This window comes from Agrococcus sp. Marseille-P2731 (assembly GCF_900117395.1).
Classification (GTDB): Bacteria; Actinomycetota; Actinomycetes; order Actinomycetales; family Microbacteriaceae; genus Agrococcus.
In genome coordinates, this window is sequence record NZ_FPEG01000001.1 from 62,101 (window position 1) to 78,374 (window position 16,274).

At 71.4% G+C, this 16,274-nt stretch carries 17 protein-coding genes; 8 read left to right on the forward strand and 9 right to left on the reverse strand.

The annotated features are described in order from the left end of the window. Positions 1-3 precede the first annotated feature (3 nt). The 7 genes from nagB to BQ6202_RS00325 all read right to left on the reverse strand — a co-directional run bounded on the left by nagB (position 4) and on the right by BQ6202_RS00325 (position 7,429). A complete protein-coding gene (nagB, locus tag BQ6202_RS00295) occupies positions 4-780 on the reverse strand; it encodes a glucosamine-6-phosphate deaminase (protein WP_072312691.1) in 777 nt (258 codons plus the stop codon). Further along, positions 768-1,670, reverse strand: a complete 903-nt coding sequence (locus tag BQ6202_RS00300; protein WP_072312692.1) for an ROK family protein — start codon at positions 1,668-1,670, stop codon at positions 768-770. The genes nagB and BQ6202_RS00300 overlap by 13 nt, the downstream gene beginning before the upstream one ends. Beyond that, positions 1,667-3,067: a glycoside hydrolase family 3 N-terminal domain-containing protein gene (locus BQ6202_RS00305; protein ID WP_072312693.1), complete on the reverse strand. Its 1,401-nt coding sequence runs from the start codon at positions 3,065-3,067 to the stop codon at positions 1,667-1,669. The genes BQ6202_RS00300 and BQ6202_RS00305 overlap by 4 nt, the downstream gene beginning before the upstream one ends. Continuing rightward, the gene (locus BQ6202_RS00310; RefSeq protein ID WP_072312694.1) at positions 3,064-3,915 is read right to left on the reverse strand and encodes a carbohydrate ABC transporter permease; all 852 of its coding nucleotides are present in this window, start codon (positions 3,913-3,915) and stop codon (positions 3,064-3,066) included. The genes BQ6202_RS00305 and BQ6202_RS00310 overlap by 4 nt, the downstream gene beginning before the upstream one ends. After that, on the reverse strand, positions 3,912-4,859 hold the full coding sequence (locus BQ6202_RS00315) for a carbohydrate ABC transporter permease (protein WP_072312695.1): 948 nt from the start codon (positions 4,857-4,859) through the stop codon (positions 3,912-3,914). The genes BQ6202_RS00310 and BQ6202_RS00315 overlap by 4 nt, the downstream gene beginning before the upstream one ends. Before the next feature lie 69 nt (positions 4,860-4,928). After that, on the reverse strand, positions 4,929-6,206 hold the full coding sequence (locus tag BQ6202_RS00320; protein ID WP_072312696.1) for an extracellular solute-binding protein: 1,278 nt from the start codon (positions 6,204-6,206) through the stop codon (positions 4,929-4,931). Positions 6,207-6,253: 47 nt separating this feature from the next. Beyond that, positions 6,254-7,429 (reverse strand): ROK family protein, encoded by a 1,176-nt coding sequence (locus tag BQ6202_RS00325; protein WP_083586771.1) that lies wholly within the window; start codon positions 7,427-7,429, stop codon positions 6,254-6,256. 187 nt (positions 7,430-7,616) lie between these two features. On the opposite strand from BQ6202_RS00325, the gene BQ6202_RS00330 reads away from it, so the two are divergent. Both BQ6202_RS00330 and BQ6202_RS00335 read left to right on the forward strand, forming a co-directional pair. After that, entirely contained in the window at positions 7,617-8,603 is a 987-nt protein-coding gene (locus BQ6202_RS00330) for a 1-phosphofructokinase family hexose kinase (protein ID WP_143143601.1), read from the forward strand. 57 nt (positions 8,604-8,660) lie between these two features. Next, the gene (locus BQ6202_RS00335; RefSeq protein WP_072312697.1) at positions 8,661-9,107 is read left to right on the forward strand and encodes a GNAT family N-acetyltransferase; all 447 of its coding nucleotides are present in this window, start codon (positions 8,661-8,663) and stop codon (positions 9,105-9,107) included. A 73-nt stretch (positions 9,108-9,180) separates the two neighbouring features. Here BQ6202_RS00335 and BQ6202_RS00340 read toward each other — a convergent pair whose 3' ends face one another. Continuing rightward, on the reverse strand, positions 9,181-9,993 hold the full coding sequence (locus BQ6202_RS00340; protein ID WP_072312698.1) for an SDR family NAD(P)-dependent oxidoreductase: 813 nt from the start codon (positions 9,991-9,993) through the stop codon (positions 9,181-9,183). A 66-nt stretch (positions 9,994-10,059) separates the two neighbouring features. After that, positions 10,060-11,031: an AEC family transporter gene (locus tag BQ6202_RS00345; protein WP_143143602.1), complete on the reverse strand. Its 972-nt coding sequence runs from the start codon at positions 11,029-11,031 to the stop codon at positions 10,060-10,062. A 196-nt stretch (positions 11,032-11,227) separates the two neighbouring features. Here BQ6202_RS00345 and BQ6202_RS00350 point away from each other — a divergent pair, with 196 nt between their 5' ends. The 6 genes from BQ6202_RS00350 (at position 11,228) to BQ6202_RS00375 (ending at position 16,274) form a co-directional block, all read left to right on the forward strand. Beyond that, complete coding sequence (locus tag BQ6202_RS00350; RefSeq protein WP_072312700.1) at positions 11,228-12,253, forward strand: DctP family TRAP transporter solute-binding subunit; 1,026 nt, start codon at positions 11,228-11,230, stop codon at positions 12,251-12,253. A 19-nt stretch (positions 12,254-12,272) separates the two neighbouring features. After that, positions 12,273-12,773 (forward strand): TRAP transporter small permease, encoded by a 501-nt coding sequence (locus BQ6202_RS00355; protein WP_083586777.1) that lies wholly within the window; start codon positions 12,273-12,275, stop codon positions 12,771-12,773. Positions 12,774-12,776: 3 nt separating this feature from the next. Further along, a complete protein-coding gene (locus tag BQ6202_RS00360; RefSeq protein ID WP_072312701.1) occupies positions 12,777-14,249 on the forward strand; it encodes a TRAP transporter large permease in 1,473 nt (490 codons plus the stop codon). Between the two features lie 27 nt (positions 14,250-14,276). Then, positions 14,277-15,044 (forward strand): SDR family NAD(P)-dependent oxidoreductase, encoded by a 768-nt coding sequence (locus BQ6202_RS00365; RefSeq protein WP_234946078.1) that lies wholly within the window; start codon positions 14,277-14,279, stop codon positions 15,042-15,044. A 78-nt stretch (positions 15,045-15,122) separates the two neighbouring features. Beyond that, on the forward strand, positions 15,123-16,010 hold the full coding sequence (locus tag BQ6202_RS00370) for a PCC domain-containing protein (protein WP_072312703.1): 888 nt from the start codon (positions 15,123-15,125) through the stop codon (positions 16,008-16,010). Between the two features lie 36 nt (positions 16,011-16,046). Beyond that, positions 16,047-16,274: a lipoyl domain-containing protein gene (locus tag BQ6202_RS00375; RefSeq protein ID WP_072312704.1), complete on the forward strand. Its 228-nt coding sequence runs from the start codon at positions 16,047-16,049 to the stop codon at positions 16,272-16,274.

Sequence of the window (16,274 nt, forward strand, 5' to 3'; positions counted from 1 at the left end):
GCATCAGCGCGCTCGCAGCGCCTCGCTCGCAGCAGCCGCCTCGCGGTAGTAGTCCTGCATCCGCAGCCCGCCGGCCGCCGCCTCGTCGACGATCACGGTCGCCCGCCGATGCAGCTGCAGCACCGATCCCGGCCACATCGCCGACAGCGACCCCTCCACCATCTGCGCCACCGCCTCCGCCTTCCGCTCCCCCGTCGCGACCAGCAGCACGCGGTCGGCATCCAGGATGGTGCCGAGCCCCTGCGTGATGCAGTGCGTCGGCACGTCGTCGGCGCTCGCGAAGAAGCGCGCGTTGTCCGCCCGCGTGCGCACCGACAGCGACTTCACCCGCGTTCGTGAGCTGAGTGACGAGGTCGGCTCGTTGAACCCGATGTGCCCGTTCGCCCCGATGCCGAGCAGCTGCAGGTCGATGCCGCTGATCGCGATCCGCCGCTCGTAGCGCGCGCACTCCGCCGCGAGGTCGGCGGCGTCGCCCTTGGGCACGTGCACTCGCGCGGGATCGAGGCCGAGCGGCGCCGTCACCTCCCTCGCGATCACCTCGCGGTACGACTCCGGGTGCCGCCTGGCCAGCCCGACGTACTCGTCGAGCGCGAACGCCGACACGCGCGAGAGATCGAGGCCCGCCTCCCTCCTGGCGGCGAGCGCGCGGTAGGTCGCGAGGTGGCTCGAGCCGGTCGCGACGCCCAGCACCGCATCGGGCATGGCCTCCACGACCTCGGCGACCCGCGCGGCGGCGAGATCGCCGGCAGCTGCGGCGTCCGCGACGATCACGACCTCCATGCGGCGCTCCCCATGATGGCGGCGCCCACAGCACCCGGCTGCGCACCGGGTGGCAGCAGGCGGATGCGCGCGGGCACGTCGAGCGCGCCCAGCAGCGGCGAGTCCTCGGCCCAGGCGGCGATCCGCCCCTGCACCCCGTCGAGCAGCGGGGCGCCGAGCCCGCTGATCCCGCCGCCGATCAGCACGGCGTCGACGCCGGTCGTGAGCACGAGGCTGCGCACCGCGTGCGCGATCCCGTCGATGAACGCCCGCCACTCGCGCTCGCCCCGCTCCTGGCCGCGCTCGGCGGCGGCCAGCATGGCGGCGGCGGGGATATCGCCCGCCCAGCGCTGTGCGAGCGACCAGCCGGAGGCGAGCGTCTCGAGGCAGCCGAGCTGCCCGCAGCGGCATCGGCTGCTCGCACCCGGCACGGGGATGTGACCGATCTCGCCCGCCATGCCGCTCGCGCCGCGCAGCACGCGGTCGCCGAAGGCCAGCCCTGCGGCGATGCCGGTGCCGAGCCCGACGTAGGCGATCACCGCAGCGGGCTCTGCCATCAGGTGCCGGGCGCCGAGCACCGCGGCGCGCACGTCGTTGTCGACCGTGACCGCGACGCCGAGGCCCTCGCTCACCGCGCTGCCGATGTCGAGTGCCTCGATGCCGAGGTTGACGGCGCCGCGCACGAGCGTGCGGTCGTCGCCGACGATGCCGGGCACCCCGAGACCTGCGCCTTCGAGCGCCGAGCGCTCGACGCCGGCGACCGCGAGCGCCTCGCGCGCCGCCGCGACCGCAGAGGCCACGACGCCGTCGCCGCGACGCGTCGCCACCTGGTGCGAGCCGAGCACGCGCCCATGCTCGAGCACGACGGCGACCGTCGTGGTGCCGCCGATGTCGATGCCGAGCGCGCTCATCGCGCGAGCATCTCGCGCAGCGCGAGCCCGCAGGCGCGCGAGGCGCCGAAGGTCGCGACGTCGGCGAGGCGGCCGGCAGACCACCCCGCGTCGACGACGAGCAGGTCGTGCCGCTCGCGCAGCGCCGCGATGCTCGCGGCTGACTCCGGCCCGCGCTCGAGATCCTTGCCGAGCACGATGACGGGCCCTGCTTGCAGCTGCGGCACGGCGCCCGGCTCGACGACGACCGATCCTTCGAAGGGATCCCACGGCACCGCGCCCGCGGCGATGTTCGCGGCGCGCTCGAGCCGCACCACCGCTGCCTCGCCGCGATGCTGCGCGATCCACCGCAGCGCCTCCTCGGTCACGGAGAAGGTCGAGCGGATGCGCGCCAGGTCGTCGGCGGTCGCGTCGCCGAGCGCGCTCAGCGGCAGGGGCGGCGGCGCAGCGGCCGCCCGGGCGCGCGTGCGACGGGCGGCGTCGCGCACCCGCTCGGCGTCGAGCCTGCCCTCCTCCACCGCGGCGAGCACGGCGCGCTCGATCGCGGCGATGCCCTCGGCGCCCGTGGCCGTGCCGAGGCACAGCAGGTCGCAGCCCGCCGTGAGTGCGCGCACCGCGGCCTCCGGGATGCCGATCTCGGCACTGGCCCCCGCCATGTCGAGCGCGTCGGAGACGATGAGCCCCTCGTAGCCGAGCTCGCCGCGCAGCAGCTCGGTGAGGATCGCCCGCGAGTGCGTCGCGGGCACCGCATCGATCGCCGGGACCAGGATGTGCGAGGTCATGATGGCTGCGGCTCCCGCCGCGATCACCGCGCGGAACGGCTCGAGCTCGCGGGCGCGCAGCAGTGCGACGTCGGCGTGCACGACGGGCAGCCCGACGTGCGAGTCGACCGCGGTGTCGCCGTGGCCGGGGAAGTGCTTCGCGGTCGCGGCGACGCCCACGCCCTGCGCGCCCTCGACCCACGCGGCCGCGTGGCGCGCCGCGAGCTGCGCATCCGCGCCGAAGCTGCGCACCCCGATGACCGGGTTGTCGGGGTCGACGTTGACGTCGGCGACGGGCCCGAAGGTCATCGTGGCGCCGACGGCGCGCACGTGCTCCCCCACTCGTGCAGCGATCGAGCGGGTCCAGTCGAGATCGTCCGCGCGGCCGAGCACCGCGGCGCCCGGGAAGGGCGAGCCGGTCGCGTAGTGCACGCGGGTCACGTCGCCGCCCTCCTCGTCGAGCGCGACGATCGCGTCCGCGCGCACGGCGCGCACCGCATCCGACAGCCGGCGCAGCTGCTGCGGGTCGACCACGTTCTCTCCGTAGAGGCAGCAGGAGACGAGGCCCTCGGCGAGCAGGCCGGCCATCCAGGCCGGCAGCTCGGTGCCGACGAAGCCCGGCATGAGCGTGGCGCGTGCGTCTGCGAGCAGGCTCATCCCTTCACCGCCCCGCCTGCGAGGCCGCTGGCCATGCGGCCCTGGATGAGGAGGAAGAACACCACGACCGGGATCGCCATGAGCGTGGAGCCGGCCATGATCGCCGCCCAGTTGGTCGTGCCGTTGAGCGTGAGGAAGGTGCGCAGCCACACGGGCAGCGTCATGAGATCGGGTCGGGTGTTGACGATCAATGCCATCAGGAACTCGTTCCAGGCCTGGATGAAGGCGAAGACGCCGGTGGCCACGAGGCCGGGCGCGAGCAGCGGGAAGGTGATGCGGAAGAACGCGCCCACGCGCGAGCAGCCGTCGATCTGCGCAGCCTCCTCGAGCTCGATCGGCAGCCCGTCGACGAAGCCGCGCAGGGTCCAGATCGTGAAGGGCACGACCGTCGCCGAGTAGATCAGGATGAGCGCGATGGCCGTGTTGAGCAGCTGCCAGGCGTCGAGCACGCGGTAGAGCGAGACCATCATCGCCTCGAGCGGCAGCATCTGGATCGCGATGATCGCGACGATGAAGCCCTTGCGGCTGCGGAAGCGGAAGCGCGAGATGGCGACCGCGGCGAAGAACGAGAGCACCGCGGCGACCAGCACGGTCGCGAGGGTGACCACCAGCGACATCCCGAGCGCCGGCAGGAACGGCGTGCGGCCCGGATCGAAGAGCACGGTCTCGTAGTTGCGCAGGGTGAACGACTCCGGCCACAGCTGCAGCTCGCGCGAGCGCACCTCGTTGTTGGGCTGGAAGGAGGTCTTGACCATCCAGTAGACGGGGAACGTGGAGCAGACGAAGACGAAGACCGCGACGGCGCACCACAGGACGGTCGCGGCGCGGCGCCGCTGCTTGTGCCTCACGACTCGCTCCTGAGCATGTTCCGCATCAGCGGGAAGGCGAGCACGAGCAGCACGAGCATCGTGATGATGGCGAGCGCGCCGCCGATGCCGAACTCGCCGCCGGCGATCGCGGTCTGGTAGATGTACACGCCGAGCGTCGAGGTCTCGGAGCGGATGCCGCCGATGTCCTGCAGGGCGAAGATCTGGGTGAAGACCCGCAGGTCCCAGATCAGCTGCAGGATCGTGGCGATCACGAGGATCGGCGCGAGCTGCGGCAGCACGATCGACGAGAAGCGCCGCGCGGGGCCCGCGCCGTCGAGCGCGGCCGCCTCGAGCTGCTCCTCCGGCACCTGCGTGAGCCCGGCGAAGACCATGAAGGTCACGAACGGCACGGCGCCCCAGACGATGATGATCGTCGCGACGGTGAAGAAGCCCATCGGGTCGATGAGCCACGAGCGGCGGTCGAACTCGCTCAGCCCCAGCACGTCGCGCAGCAGCGAGTTCACGACGCCGTACTCGGTGTCGAACATCCACCCCCAGACGATCGTGGCGGTGAGGGCCGGCATCGCCCAGGCCAGCAGCAGCCCGACGCTCATGAGCACCCGGAACGGCTTCGGCAGCCGCTGCATGAGCAGCGCGAGCGCGATGCCGATGAGCATCGCCGACACCACGCACACCAGCGCGAAGGCGACCGTGCGCCCGAGCACCGTCCAGAACTCGCCGTCGCCGAGCACGGTGACGTAGTTGTCGAACCACACCCACTCGGCCGGCTGGCCGAAGACCTGCGCGCGGCCGAACTCCTGGAAGGAGAGCAGCGCCAGCTGCACGAGCGGCCAGCCGATGACGACGGCGACGATGGCGGTCGCCGGTGCCAGCAGCACGAGCGGCAGCACGGTCGCGCGCCGCCTGGGGCTTCGCCGCGGCGTGGGCAGCGCTGCCTGCGCTGCGGCCTCAGCCTCGATCATGGGGTCTCCTCGGTGTGGAGGCACGGCGGGTCGTGACCGGCGCGGATGCGTCGGTCACGACCCGGCGCGTCAGCCGTTCAGGATGGATTCGATCTGGGCATCGGCAGCCTCGGCGAGCGAGCGCACGTCGCCGCCCTGCGCGATGCTGACGAAGAGGTCCTGCAGCAGGCCGGAGGCCTCGACGTCGGCCCAGCGGGGCGACGCGGGGGTCAGGCGGGCGTTGGCGGCCGCCTCGGTCGTCGCCTGCGCCACGGCATCGGTGCCGAGGGTGTCCGCGAGCGAGACGCGAGCGGGCACGAGCCCGTTCTGGCCATAGATCGTCTGGAACTCGTCGCCCAGGATGATCTCGAGCGCATCGACCGCGAGCTCGGGGTGCTCGCTCGCCGCCGAGATGGCGATGTTCGAGCCGCCGGCGAAGACCTGCGCCGCGCCGCCGTCCATGCCGGGCAGCGCGTACACGCCCAGCGTCTCCTCGGCCCCCGGGCAGCCCGGCGTCTCAGCATCGGCCGGTGCCAGGATCGACCACTTCACCCAGCTGGGGGCCGAGAGCTGCAGGCTGGTGCCGTCGCAGTAGCCCACCTGCGGGTTCGTCTCGTTGCCGTCGATCGGTGCGCGCGAGGCCTCCTGCATCACCTGCTGCACCTGCTCGAGGCCCGCGACCGAGGCGTCGCTCGAGAGCTGCGCATCCCATCCCTCGCCCTCGGGCACGGCGATCTCGCCGCCGTGCTCCCAGATGAAGGGCAGGCCGTTGTACCAGTCCTGCCCCGGCCACCAGAGGCCGGAGGCGTCGGGGTTCGCCTCCGCGAGCGCGGTGGCGTTCGAGACGTACTCGTCGAGCGTGGTGGGCGCCTCGAGCCCCGCCTCCTCGTAGACCGCCGTGTCGTAGAAGACGAGGCGCGAGCCCGAGTAGAGCGGCGGGGCGTAGAGCGCGCCGTCGGCCGTGCCGATCTCGACGAAGCCGGGCAGCAGGTCGTCTGCCTGCAGCCGCTCGGCGTGCTCGGTGAGGTCGAGGAAGGCGCCGGCGGTCGTGAAGGCCGGTGCCTGCGTGTTGCCGATCTCGACGATGTCGGGGCTGTCGGAGCCAGACAGCGCCGTCGTCAGCCGGTCGACGAGCCCGTCCCACGACTGCTCCTCGATGATGAGGGTCGAGCCCGGGTGCTCGTCCTCGAAGGTGTCGATCAGCAGCTGCCGAGCGTCGTCGGGCGTGTCGGTGCCGACCAGCCAGACGCGCAGCTCTGCGCCCTCTGCCGCCGGCGACTCGGTCTCGCCGTCACCGGCTGCGGCGCTGCAGCCCGTGATGGCGAGCACTCCCACGGCGCCGAGCGCCGCGATCGCGTTCTTCTTCATGGATGATCCTCTCCTCGGCGACGGCGGCGCCGTCGCGGTGTCCGGGGCTACGAGACCCCGAGCTCTCCGGTGCGCACCAGCAGCGCAGCACCACGCACGACGACGTCGTCGCCGTGCTCGGTCATGGCGACCACCAAGCCGTCGCCCTCGTCGAGCGTGCGCTCGCGCAGGGTGGCGGCCGTGGCCTCCAGCAGCGGTCCCTCGATCAGCGCTGGCGGCCCGCTCATGACGATGCGTCGCACGTCGATCGCGCCGACGATCGGCGCGACCGCGATGCCGAGGCGGCGACCCGCCTCCTCCAGCACGCGCTCGCGACCGGCCTCGCCCGCCGCGTCGATCGCGGCGCGCAGCCGGGGCGCGGCGAGCCAGGCCTCCAAGCAGCCGTCGCGGCCGCACGCGCAGCGCGGACCCCCGTCGGTGCCGATGGTGACGTGGCCGATCTCGCCCGCGGCGGAGCGATCGCCGCGCACGGGAGCGCCCGCGACCGCCACGCCGGCGCCGACGCCGAGGCCGATGCGCACGACCAGCAGGGTCTCGGCACCGGAGCTCGAGAGCTCGGCCAGCAGCGCGATGTTGGCGTCGTTCGCGACGTGCACGGGCAGCTCGAGCGCGTCGGCGAGGCGATCGCGCAGCGGCAGCTCGTGCCAGCCGAGGTTCGGCGCCTGGTGCACGACGCCTGCCGCGTCGACGATGCCGGGCGTGCCGACGCCGACGCCGAGCACCACGCGATCGGCGCGCGCCACGAGCGCGCGGGCGAGCTCGATCGCGTGCTCGAGCGCCGCATCCCCCGTCGCCTCGCCGATCTCGCGCTCGAGCCGCTCGACCACCGTGCCGTCGAGCCGCACGATGGCGCCGCGGAACCGGTGCGGCTCCGAGAGGTCGAGCCCGACGAGCTGGAAGGTGTCGTGCGCGAGGTCGAGCAGCGTGGCGGGCTTGCCCGGCCGGGCGCCGTCGCGAGGACCGAGCTCGACGAGCAGGCCCTCCTGCAGCAGCTCGGCGACGAGGTCGGAGACGGTGACGCGCGTGAGCATCGTGGCGCGGGCGAGGTCGGCGCGCGAGCCGGGGCCGTCGTCGAGCAGGGTCTGCAGCACCAGGGTGCGGTTGTGCGCTCGCGCGTGCTCCGGCAGGACCTTCTGCCGTCGCCTCGCCCCCATCGCGAAGGCATCGTGGGGCAGCGCGATCGCTGCATCCCTCCGCGCCCGCGGCTGCGTCCCCATCGACATCGGCATGTTTGTTAGTACACCTTCCAAACAATCAAACCGCAAGGCTTGGCCGATCACGAAACGGTAACGATGGCCGGGCGTCGCGTCTCCCGCCACGATCCGGTCGGCGAGCGCGAGCGGATGCGTGAAGAATGTCAGCAGTCACGGCGCGACCGCGCAGGGCGGTCGCGGCATCGAGGGGTGGAGCATGAGCGGAGCGGACGGCGAGGGGGCTGCTCGGGAGCGCGAGCCCGGCGAGCGCGGCGTCGGTGGGCGCAGCTCCTCCCCCATCCTGTGCGTGACGACGAACCCCGCGATCGACATCACCTACGCCATGGAGGAGCTGCGCCCCGGCACGAGCCACCGCGTCGAGACCGGCCTGGCCAGGGCCGGCGGCAAGGGCGTCAACGTCGCGCGCGTGCTGCACCAGCACCACGAGCCCGCCGTGGTGATCGCACCGATCGGCGGTCCCGTGCGCGTGCTCTTCGTGCACGACCTCGAGCGCTCCGGGATCCCCCACCGCCTCGTCGAGGTCAGCGCGCCGACGCGTCGCACCACCGCGATCGTGACGCCGGCCGGCACCACCAACCTCAACGAGCGCGGCCAGGCGATCGGCGCCGACGACTGGCAGCGGCTGCTCGAGATCGTGCGCGCCGAGGCTCCCGCATCCCGCATCATCGTCTCCTCGGGCTCACTGCCGCCCGAGACCCCGTTCGGCTTCTGCGCCAGCGTCGTCGACGTGGCGGTCGCCGCCGGCAGGCCCTGCATCATCGACGTCGGCGGCGAGCAGCTGCGCGCCGCCATGGCCGCCGGCGCGACCGCGGTCAAGCCCAACCGGCACGAGCTGCTCGAGGCGATGGGCGGCACCGACCCGCTCGACGCCGCCCGACGGCTCGCCGCCGCCGGCACCGGCACCGTCTTCGCCTCGCTTGACATCGAGGGCATGCTCGCGGTGCTGCCCGACGGCCGCGCGTGGCACGCGCAGCTCGACCGAGTGCTCGACGGCAACCCGACCGGCGCCGGCGACGCGGCGGTCGCCGCCCTCGCGCTCACCATCGCCGAGGGCGAGACCCTCGAGGCGCAGCTCGCGCGCGCGGCGGCGTGGTCGAGCGCCGCCGTGCTCGCCCCGCAGGCGGGCTCGATCGTCGATCCCGCCGAGCTCGAGCCGCGCATCCGCATCACCCCGATCGGCTGATCGCGGGGCCGCCCAACGTTCATTCTGGCTGGCGGGATGCGCTGGTACGGTGTGCGCATGGAGAACCTGCGCCTCGAAGAGCTGTCCGCCGCGAACGTCGTCGCAGCCAACGGCATGACGCTCAAGCGCGGCCAGGAGGCCTTCCTCGCGGCCAATGCCCGACTCGAGGAGTTCGTCAACACGCAGAGCGCGTGGCAGCGGGTCGTCTTCGACGCCGACGAGCCGGTCGCCTTCGTGATGGCCAACTTCGACCCGGAGGTCGATCGCGACGAGTACCGCTCGAGCATCCTGCGGATGTACGTGGCGGGCACCGCGCAGCGTCGCGGCGTCGGCACCTTCACCGTCCACCAGGTCGCCGAGGAGGCGCAGCGCAGGGGCTTCGACAGCGTCTACGCCGTGTGGGAAGAGGGCGACCAGGGACCCGGCAGCTTCTTCCAGGCAGTCGGGTTCGAGGTCATCGGCGAGAACGAGTATGGCGAGGCCATCGGGCGCAAGACGCTCTGAGCCGGCCGCGACCGCGACGTCGTGGCGCTCGACTCCCTCGACCGCCTCGCGCGCCCCTAGCCCGGCGCCGCCATCAGTGCGCGACGGGCGCCGCCGCCTGCTGCACGAGGCCGCCGTCGACGGGCAGGTTCACGCCGTTGACGTACTTCGCCTCATCCGAGGCCAGGAAGAGCGCGGCGTGCGCGACGTCGAAGGGCTCGCCCATCCGCTTGGTCGGTGACAGCGCGTTGCGCGCTGCGAGCATCTCCTCCACGGAGGCGTAGCTGCCGCTGATCTGCTCGTGGATCATGGGCGTCTCGATGTAGCCGGGCGAGACGCAGTTGGCCCGGATCCCCTGAGCGGCGTACTCGAGGGCGAGGTTCTGGGTGAACTGGACCAGTGCCCCCTTCGTGGCCGAGTAGCTCGGGTAGTTGTAGCCGATGTAGCGCATCCCGCCGACCGACGCGACGTTCACGATCGCGCCGCGGCCGCGCCCGAGCATCCCCGGCAGGACGTGCTTGCAGGTGAGGAAGACGCTCGTGAGGTTGACGCGGTGCACCAGGTCCCACTCCTCGAGCGTCATCTCCATCGGGCCGCCCATGCGGGCGATGCCGACGTTGTTGTGCAGCACGTCGATGCCACCGCCGAAGGCCTCTGCCTCCTGCACCGCGGCCGCGACGCTCTCGGGGTCCGTCACGTCGCCGACGACACCCAGCACCTCGGCGGATGGCTGCAGCTCGCGCACTCGAGCGGTGGCGTCGGCCACCGCGTCGGCGTCGCGATCCACGATCGTCAGCGCCGCAGCCTCACGGGCATAGACGATCGAGGTCGCGAGCCCGTTGTTGAGCCGCGCGCCCTTCGATCCTCCACCGAAGACCACCACCGACCGATCTGCCAGCCTGCCCATGCCGCGCTCCCATCCGCGCGACCCGGTCGCCGCGCGGGATCAGCCTCTGGTATTACCAGGCCGAAGTCAAGCCAGCAGGGCCATGCAGAGCGCAGCGATCGCCGGAACGGAGAGCATCGAGATCGCGTTGGTCGCGAGCGTGACCGTCGCGACGGACTGGCGATCGACGAGCGTCCCGACGAGCGCGAAGGCGCTCGCCGACGTCGGCATCGCGGCGAGGATCACGAGGCCGACGACCCAGACCGAGTCGAGGCCCGGTGCGAGCGCGATTGCCAGCAGCGCGGTGACGAGCGGCAGCAGCACGATCTTGCCCACCGCGGCGATGGCGACCGGGCCGATCGCCGCGACCCCCTGCCGCAGCGCCCCGAGGGCGCCGCGGAGCGTCAGCCCGATGGCGAACAGCGCTGCCGGGGCTGCTGCGGCTGCGAACGTGCCCGTCACCTCCGTCACGAGGGCCGGCAGCCGGATGCCCAGCAGGTTGACGGCGGCGCCCGCCGCGACGCTCCACAGGAGCGGGCTCTGGAGCGTCGAGCGGCGGATCGCCGCCCCGATCCCCTCGGACCCTCCTTCACCCGCGCGGGCACGAGCGAGCAGCACAGAGGCCATCACCGGGTAGGCCACGAGGAACACCAGGTTGTGCACGAGCTGTCCCACCACAGCGATGAGACCTGCGGTCGGCCCCAGCACGCCCAGCACCACGGGGATGCCGAGATAGGCGACGTTGCCGAAGCTCCCCGCCATGGCGAGGTGCATGGGCGAGCCCGGCCGGCGTCGCATGCTCAGCCGCAGCGCGGCGCCGAGCAGGCCCATGACGATGCCGAGCGAGAGGACGATCGTGACGACGAACTGCCAGGGGACGCCCTCGGCGAGCTCGGACTCCGCCGTCAGCGTGAACAGCAGCGCAGGCAGCGCGACGTAGAAGACGAACGCCGTGATGCCCGGCTCAGCGGTGCGGAAGGGGCGCGCCCAGCTGGCCGCGAAGCCGAGCGCCATGCCGAAGAACAGCGGCAGCGTCTGCCCCACGACCTCGATGAACATCGTCCCCACTCACGTCCCACTCGATCACCCGAGCCCCCATCATGCACGGCGGCGCGACGCGCGCAGCCCGCCGCGCTCGACTTGACACGATCCTGGTACTACCAGATGATTGCTCCGTCAGGCGTGATCTGATCTCGGCACCCACAGGAGCCGACCTCACCATCACGGACCTGTTGCTCACTTCAAGGAGGAAGTCATGAAGCATCGATCCACACTGCTCGCACTCGGGGCAGTCTCGCTCCTGGCACTCACCGCCTGCTCGGGCGGGACCGGCGGAGCAGGCGGCGGCGACGACGCCGCGGCAGGCGAGACCTACGAGTGGGACATGACCATCACGGTCAGCGACACGTCGAGCTGGTACATGGGCGCCGAGGTGTTCGCCGAGCAGCTCGACGAGCTCTCCGACGGCCGCATGCAGCTGAGCATCTACGCGAACGAGCAGCTCTCCGGCGGCGACCCTGCCGCCGGCGTCGAGCAGCTCATGAACGGCGACAAGACGTTCTCGTACAACTCGACGATCATCTACTCCGGGATCGACCCGCGCTTCGGCGCGATCAACGCGCCCTTCCTCTACGACTCGTACGAGCAGGCTGAGGCCGCGATCGAGGCAGGCGGGCTCGAGGCCTACACCGAGCTCTCGCGCGAGCACGGGGTCGAGCTGCTCGGGTTCGGCGAGTCCGGCTTCCGCCAGGTCACGACGAGCTCCACCCCCATCAGCGGCCCCGCGGACCTCGCCGGGCTCAAGATCCGCGTGCCCGGCTCATCGCTGTTCCTCGACATCTTCACGGAGCTCGGTGCCGACCCGATCACGATGAACTTCGCAGAGGTCTTCACCTCGCTGCAGAGCGGCACGATCGACGGCCAGGAGAACCCGTACGACGTCATCTACTCCAACGGCCTCACCGAGGTCCAGGACTACATGTCGGTCTGGAACTACGTCTACGACCCGCTCATGCTCGGCATGAACCAGGCGACCTTCGATGGCCTCTCGCCCGAGGACCAGGAGATCGTGCGCCAGGCCGCAGCGGCAGCCAACGAGGCGCAGATCACCGAGAACCGCGAGCGCGGCGAGGAGCAGCTGGCCGAGATGCGCGAGGAGATGACCGTCTCCGAGCTCACGCCCGAGCAGACGACCGACTTCCGCGAGACGATGGAGCCGATCTACTCGAAGTACGAGTCGATCTGGACCACCGAGCTGCTCGACGCCGTCCGCCCCGAGTAGTCGAGACGGACTGCCGCTCGTGTTCGACAAGCTCCTGACCCGCGCCGAGAACGTCCTCGTGGCGACGACCTTCGCCATCATGACGATCGTCGCGTTCGTCAACGTCGTCAGTCGCTACGCGCTCCACGGGTCCCTCTCCTGGACCGCTGAGATCGTCACGGCGCTCGCCGTGTTCATGATCATGATCGGCACGAGCGCCGCAGTCCGCCTCGACATCCACCCCGGTTTCACCCTCGTGCGGGACACCGCACGAGGGTGGGCCCGAGCGGTGGTCGTGATCGCCATCGGCGTCCTCACGCTCGCCTTCTTCGTGCTGCTGGCATGGCTGGGGCTCGATCAGGTCACCACGCAGATGGGCCAGGGGCGAGCGACCCCCAGCCTCGCCCTCCCCCAGTGGACGCTCTCCCTCGCGATCCCCATCGGGGCGACGCTCGGCGCGATCCGCGTCATCCAGAACACCATCGCGACCGTTCGCACCCCGGCTCCCGCCGTCGTCGACGCCCAGACCAAGGAGGCCTGAACCATGGTCGAGCTCGTGCTCCTCGGGAGCTTCGTCGTCTTCCTCTTCCTCGGGGTGCCCATCGCCTTCTCGATGGGCCTGTCGGCGATGCTGACCATCGTCACCGAGCAGAGCGTCACCGCCCTGTTCCCCACGACCGGCATCATGTTCGCCTCGATGGCGTCCGAGACGCTGCTGGCGATCCCCTTCTTCATCCTCGCCGGCGTCATCATGGAGATGACCGGCATATCGACGCGGCTGGTCGCCTTCGCGGATGCGCTGTTCGGACACCGCAAGAGCGGCATCGCGCTCACCACGATCATCGCCGCGATGGTGTTCGCCTCCATCTCGGGATCCGGCCCGGCCACCGTCGCGGCGCTCGGCGGCATCCTGATCCCCGCCCTGGTGCGCCACGGATACTCGAAGCGCCACGCCGCATCGCTCATGGCGAGCGCGGGCGAGATGGGCATCATCATCCCGCCCAGCATCGCGTTCATCGTCTTCGCGGTCGTCGCGAGCGACTACGAGCGCGTCTCGATCACCCGGCTCTTCGCCGCGGGCGTGGTGCCCGGGATCCTCCTGGCGGTCGCCTTCTACCTGGTGGCCCGCTACCTCCCCCGCCACACGCAGGCCGTGGCGGAGAACGCGAAGCACCACCTGACGACGGCCGCCGATCGTCTGGGAGTCGGACCCTCGGCGAAGCAGCGAGCGATGTCCATCGACTCGCGCGCCGACGACGTCCCCGCAGGTGCGCACGAGGCGGCCATCGACCTGCTCGATCACCCGGACGAGTCCGACGTCCGAGTCGGCGTCCGCACCCAGCGCGCATCAGGCGGCGAGATCTGGCGCGCCTTCGTCAAGGCCCTGCCCGGCCTCATCATGCCGGTCATCATCCTCGGCGGCATCTACGGCGGCATCTTCACGCCGACCGAGTCGGCTGCCGTCGCCGTGGTCTACGCGCTCGTCGTGGGGATCTTCCTCTCCCGCGAGATCAAGTTCGGTGACTTCTTCCGCATCTTCTCGGCAGCCGGCGCGCAGTCGGCGCGCATCATGTTCATCATCGCGACGGCCTCGCTGTTCGCGTACGTGATCACGAAGTACCGCATCGCGTCCACCATCACCGACGGCATCCTCTCGATCACCGACAACGCGATCGTGATCATGCTGCTCGTGAACGTCGTGCTCCTGATCGCCGGCATGTTCCTCGACGCGGTGAGCGCGTTCTACCTCTTCGTGCCGCTGATCGTGCCGCTGCTCCTGGAGGTCGGCTACGACATCACCACGATCGGCGTGTTCATGACGATCAACCTGGCGCTCGGCCTCGTGACGCCACCCGTCGGGCTCGACCTCTTCGTCGCCGCCGGCATCGCGAAGATCAGCTTCGGCGAAGCCGTCAAGGGCATCTGGCCCTTCCTCGGCACCGGCGTCGCCGTCCTGCTGCTAGTCGCCTTCGTGCCCGCGATCAGCAACTTCCTGCCCGATCTCATGGGCCTCTAGCCCCGTGCCCGACGAGAGGAACCTCCCGTGACACTCCCCATGCAGGGCCAGGTCAGCATCGTGACCGGCGCCGCGCGCGGCATCGGCTTCGCCGTCGCCCAAGAGCTCGCTCGGCAGGGCTCCCACGTCGTCATCGTCGACATCATCGACGGAGCCGACTCTGCGGCCGAGATCGAGCGGGATGCGGGCGGCGGCGTCCGTGCGATCGCGAAGGTCGCCGACGTCCGCTCCCCCGAGCAGGTGCAGGCGGTCGTCGACCAGACCGTCGAGGAGCTCGGTCGGCTCGACGTCCTCGTCAACAACGCCGGCACCGTCGGCCGCATCGACCTCGAGTCCATGGACGACGAGACGTGGGAGCGCGACCTCGCGACGAACCTCCGCGGCACGTACCTGTTCACCAAGGCCGCGATCTACCCGCACATGCGCGACGCCGGCTACGGCCGAGTCGTGAACGTGAGCTCGATCTCCGGCATCATGGGCGGCCCATTCGCGGCCGGGGACGGCGGTGGCCGCAGCGGGCCGGCGTACGCGGCCTCGAAGGGCGGCGTCATCGCCTTCACGAAGTGGGTCGCGAAGGAGGTCGGTGAGCTCGGCATCACGGTCAACACCGTCGCTCCCGGCCCGATCGCGACGCCGATGACGGATGCCATGACCTACTCGTTCGACGCGCAGGCGATCAAGCGGATGGGCACCCCGGAGGACATCGCGGGCGCCGTCGGCTACCTCGCCTCTCCTCGCACCGGCTTCGTGACCGGCGAGACGCTCAAGGTGTGCGGCGGGGCTGCCATCGGCTGAGCAGCGCACGCCCCGTCTCCATCAGCCGACGCGCCACCCCTGCCGACGCTGATCCAGCCACAAGCTGAAAGGACCACCATGCCGCTGCCCAGCATCGTGCCCACCATCCACCACTTCGGCCCTGCGCACCCCGAGCGACTCATCGCCGTCGAGGCCGGTGCCGAGGGCCACCTGATCCGGTTCGAGCGCACCATGCCGCTCGGGGAGGCGCTGCACGACGCCCTCCGCGCACGCGGCGCGTCGAGCGGCTTCGCCGAGCTGTTCGGCATCCGGCTGGCATCCGTCCGCTTCGTCCACCCCTCCATCGGGGACACGGTCCGGCGCGCCGTCAGCTTCAGCGCGGCGCAGCGGCAGGACGCCGTCGAGCTCGTGCAGGCGTCGGCCGTGATCGGCTCGCGCTTCGGCGAGGACTTCACCCACTGCCACGCGATGTGGCGTGACCGCGACGGCGCCCTGCACGGCGGCCACCTGCTGCCCGACACCCTCGTGGAGCCCGGCAGCGGCTACGCCATCCTCAACACCGTCTTCGGCGCCGAGCTCGTCAGCGACGACGACGCAGAGACGCTCATGCCCACCTTCACCCCGCACGCATCCGACCGAGCCCGGTCGGGATCGGAGGCGCTCGTGCCCACCATCATCGCCCGTGTCCTGCCCAACGAGGACCTCACCGAGGCCGCCATCGCGCTGACGCGCAGGGCAGGCTTCGCCAGGGCCGTCGTCAGGGCGGGCACCGGCTCGCTCATCGGCGCGGACTTCGCTCCCGTCGACGGCGGCCGCCGCCGCATCGTCGACGGCCCCGCGACCGAGGTGATCTCGGTCAACGGCGTCGTGGATGCGGAGGCGCGGACCGCGGCGCTGACCGCGACGCTCGTCGACCGGCAGGGCCAGCTGCACGCAGGCGTGCTGACCGCGGCAGCCAATCCCGCCGCCGTCACCTTCGAGCTCGTCCTGCAAGAGATCCGCTGACGCGGCACCCAGACCATCAAGAGAGAAGGAAGCACCATGGACATCGCACTCAACGCAGAGTTCCTCGGCGACGAGGAAGAGGCAGACCTGGTGGAGTGGCTCGTCGAGGACGGCAGCGCCGTCGAGCAGGGAGCCCCCATCGCGCAGTTCGAGACGTCGAAGCTCGTCAGCGAGTTCGTCGCCCCGGCTGCCGGCACGATCACCCGGAAGGCGGGCGAGGGCGATGTCGTGAACCTCGACGACGTCTTCGCGACGATCGCGTAG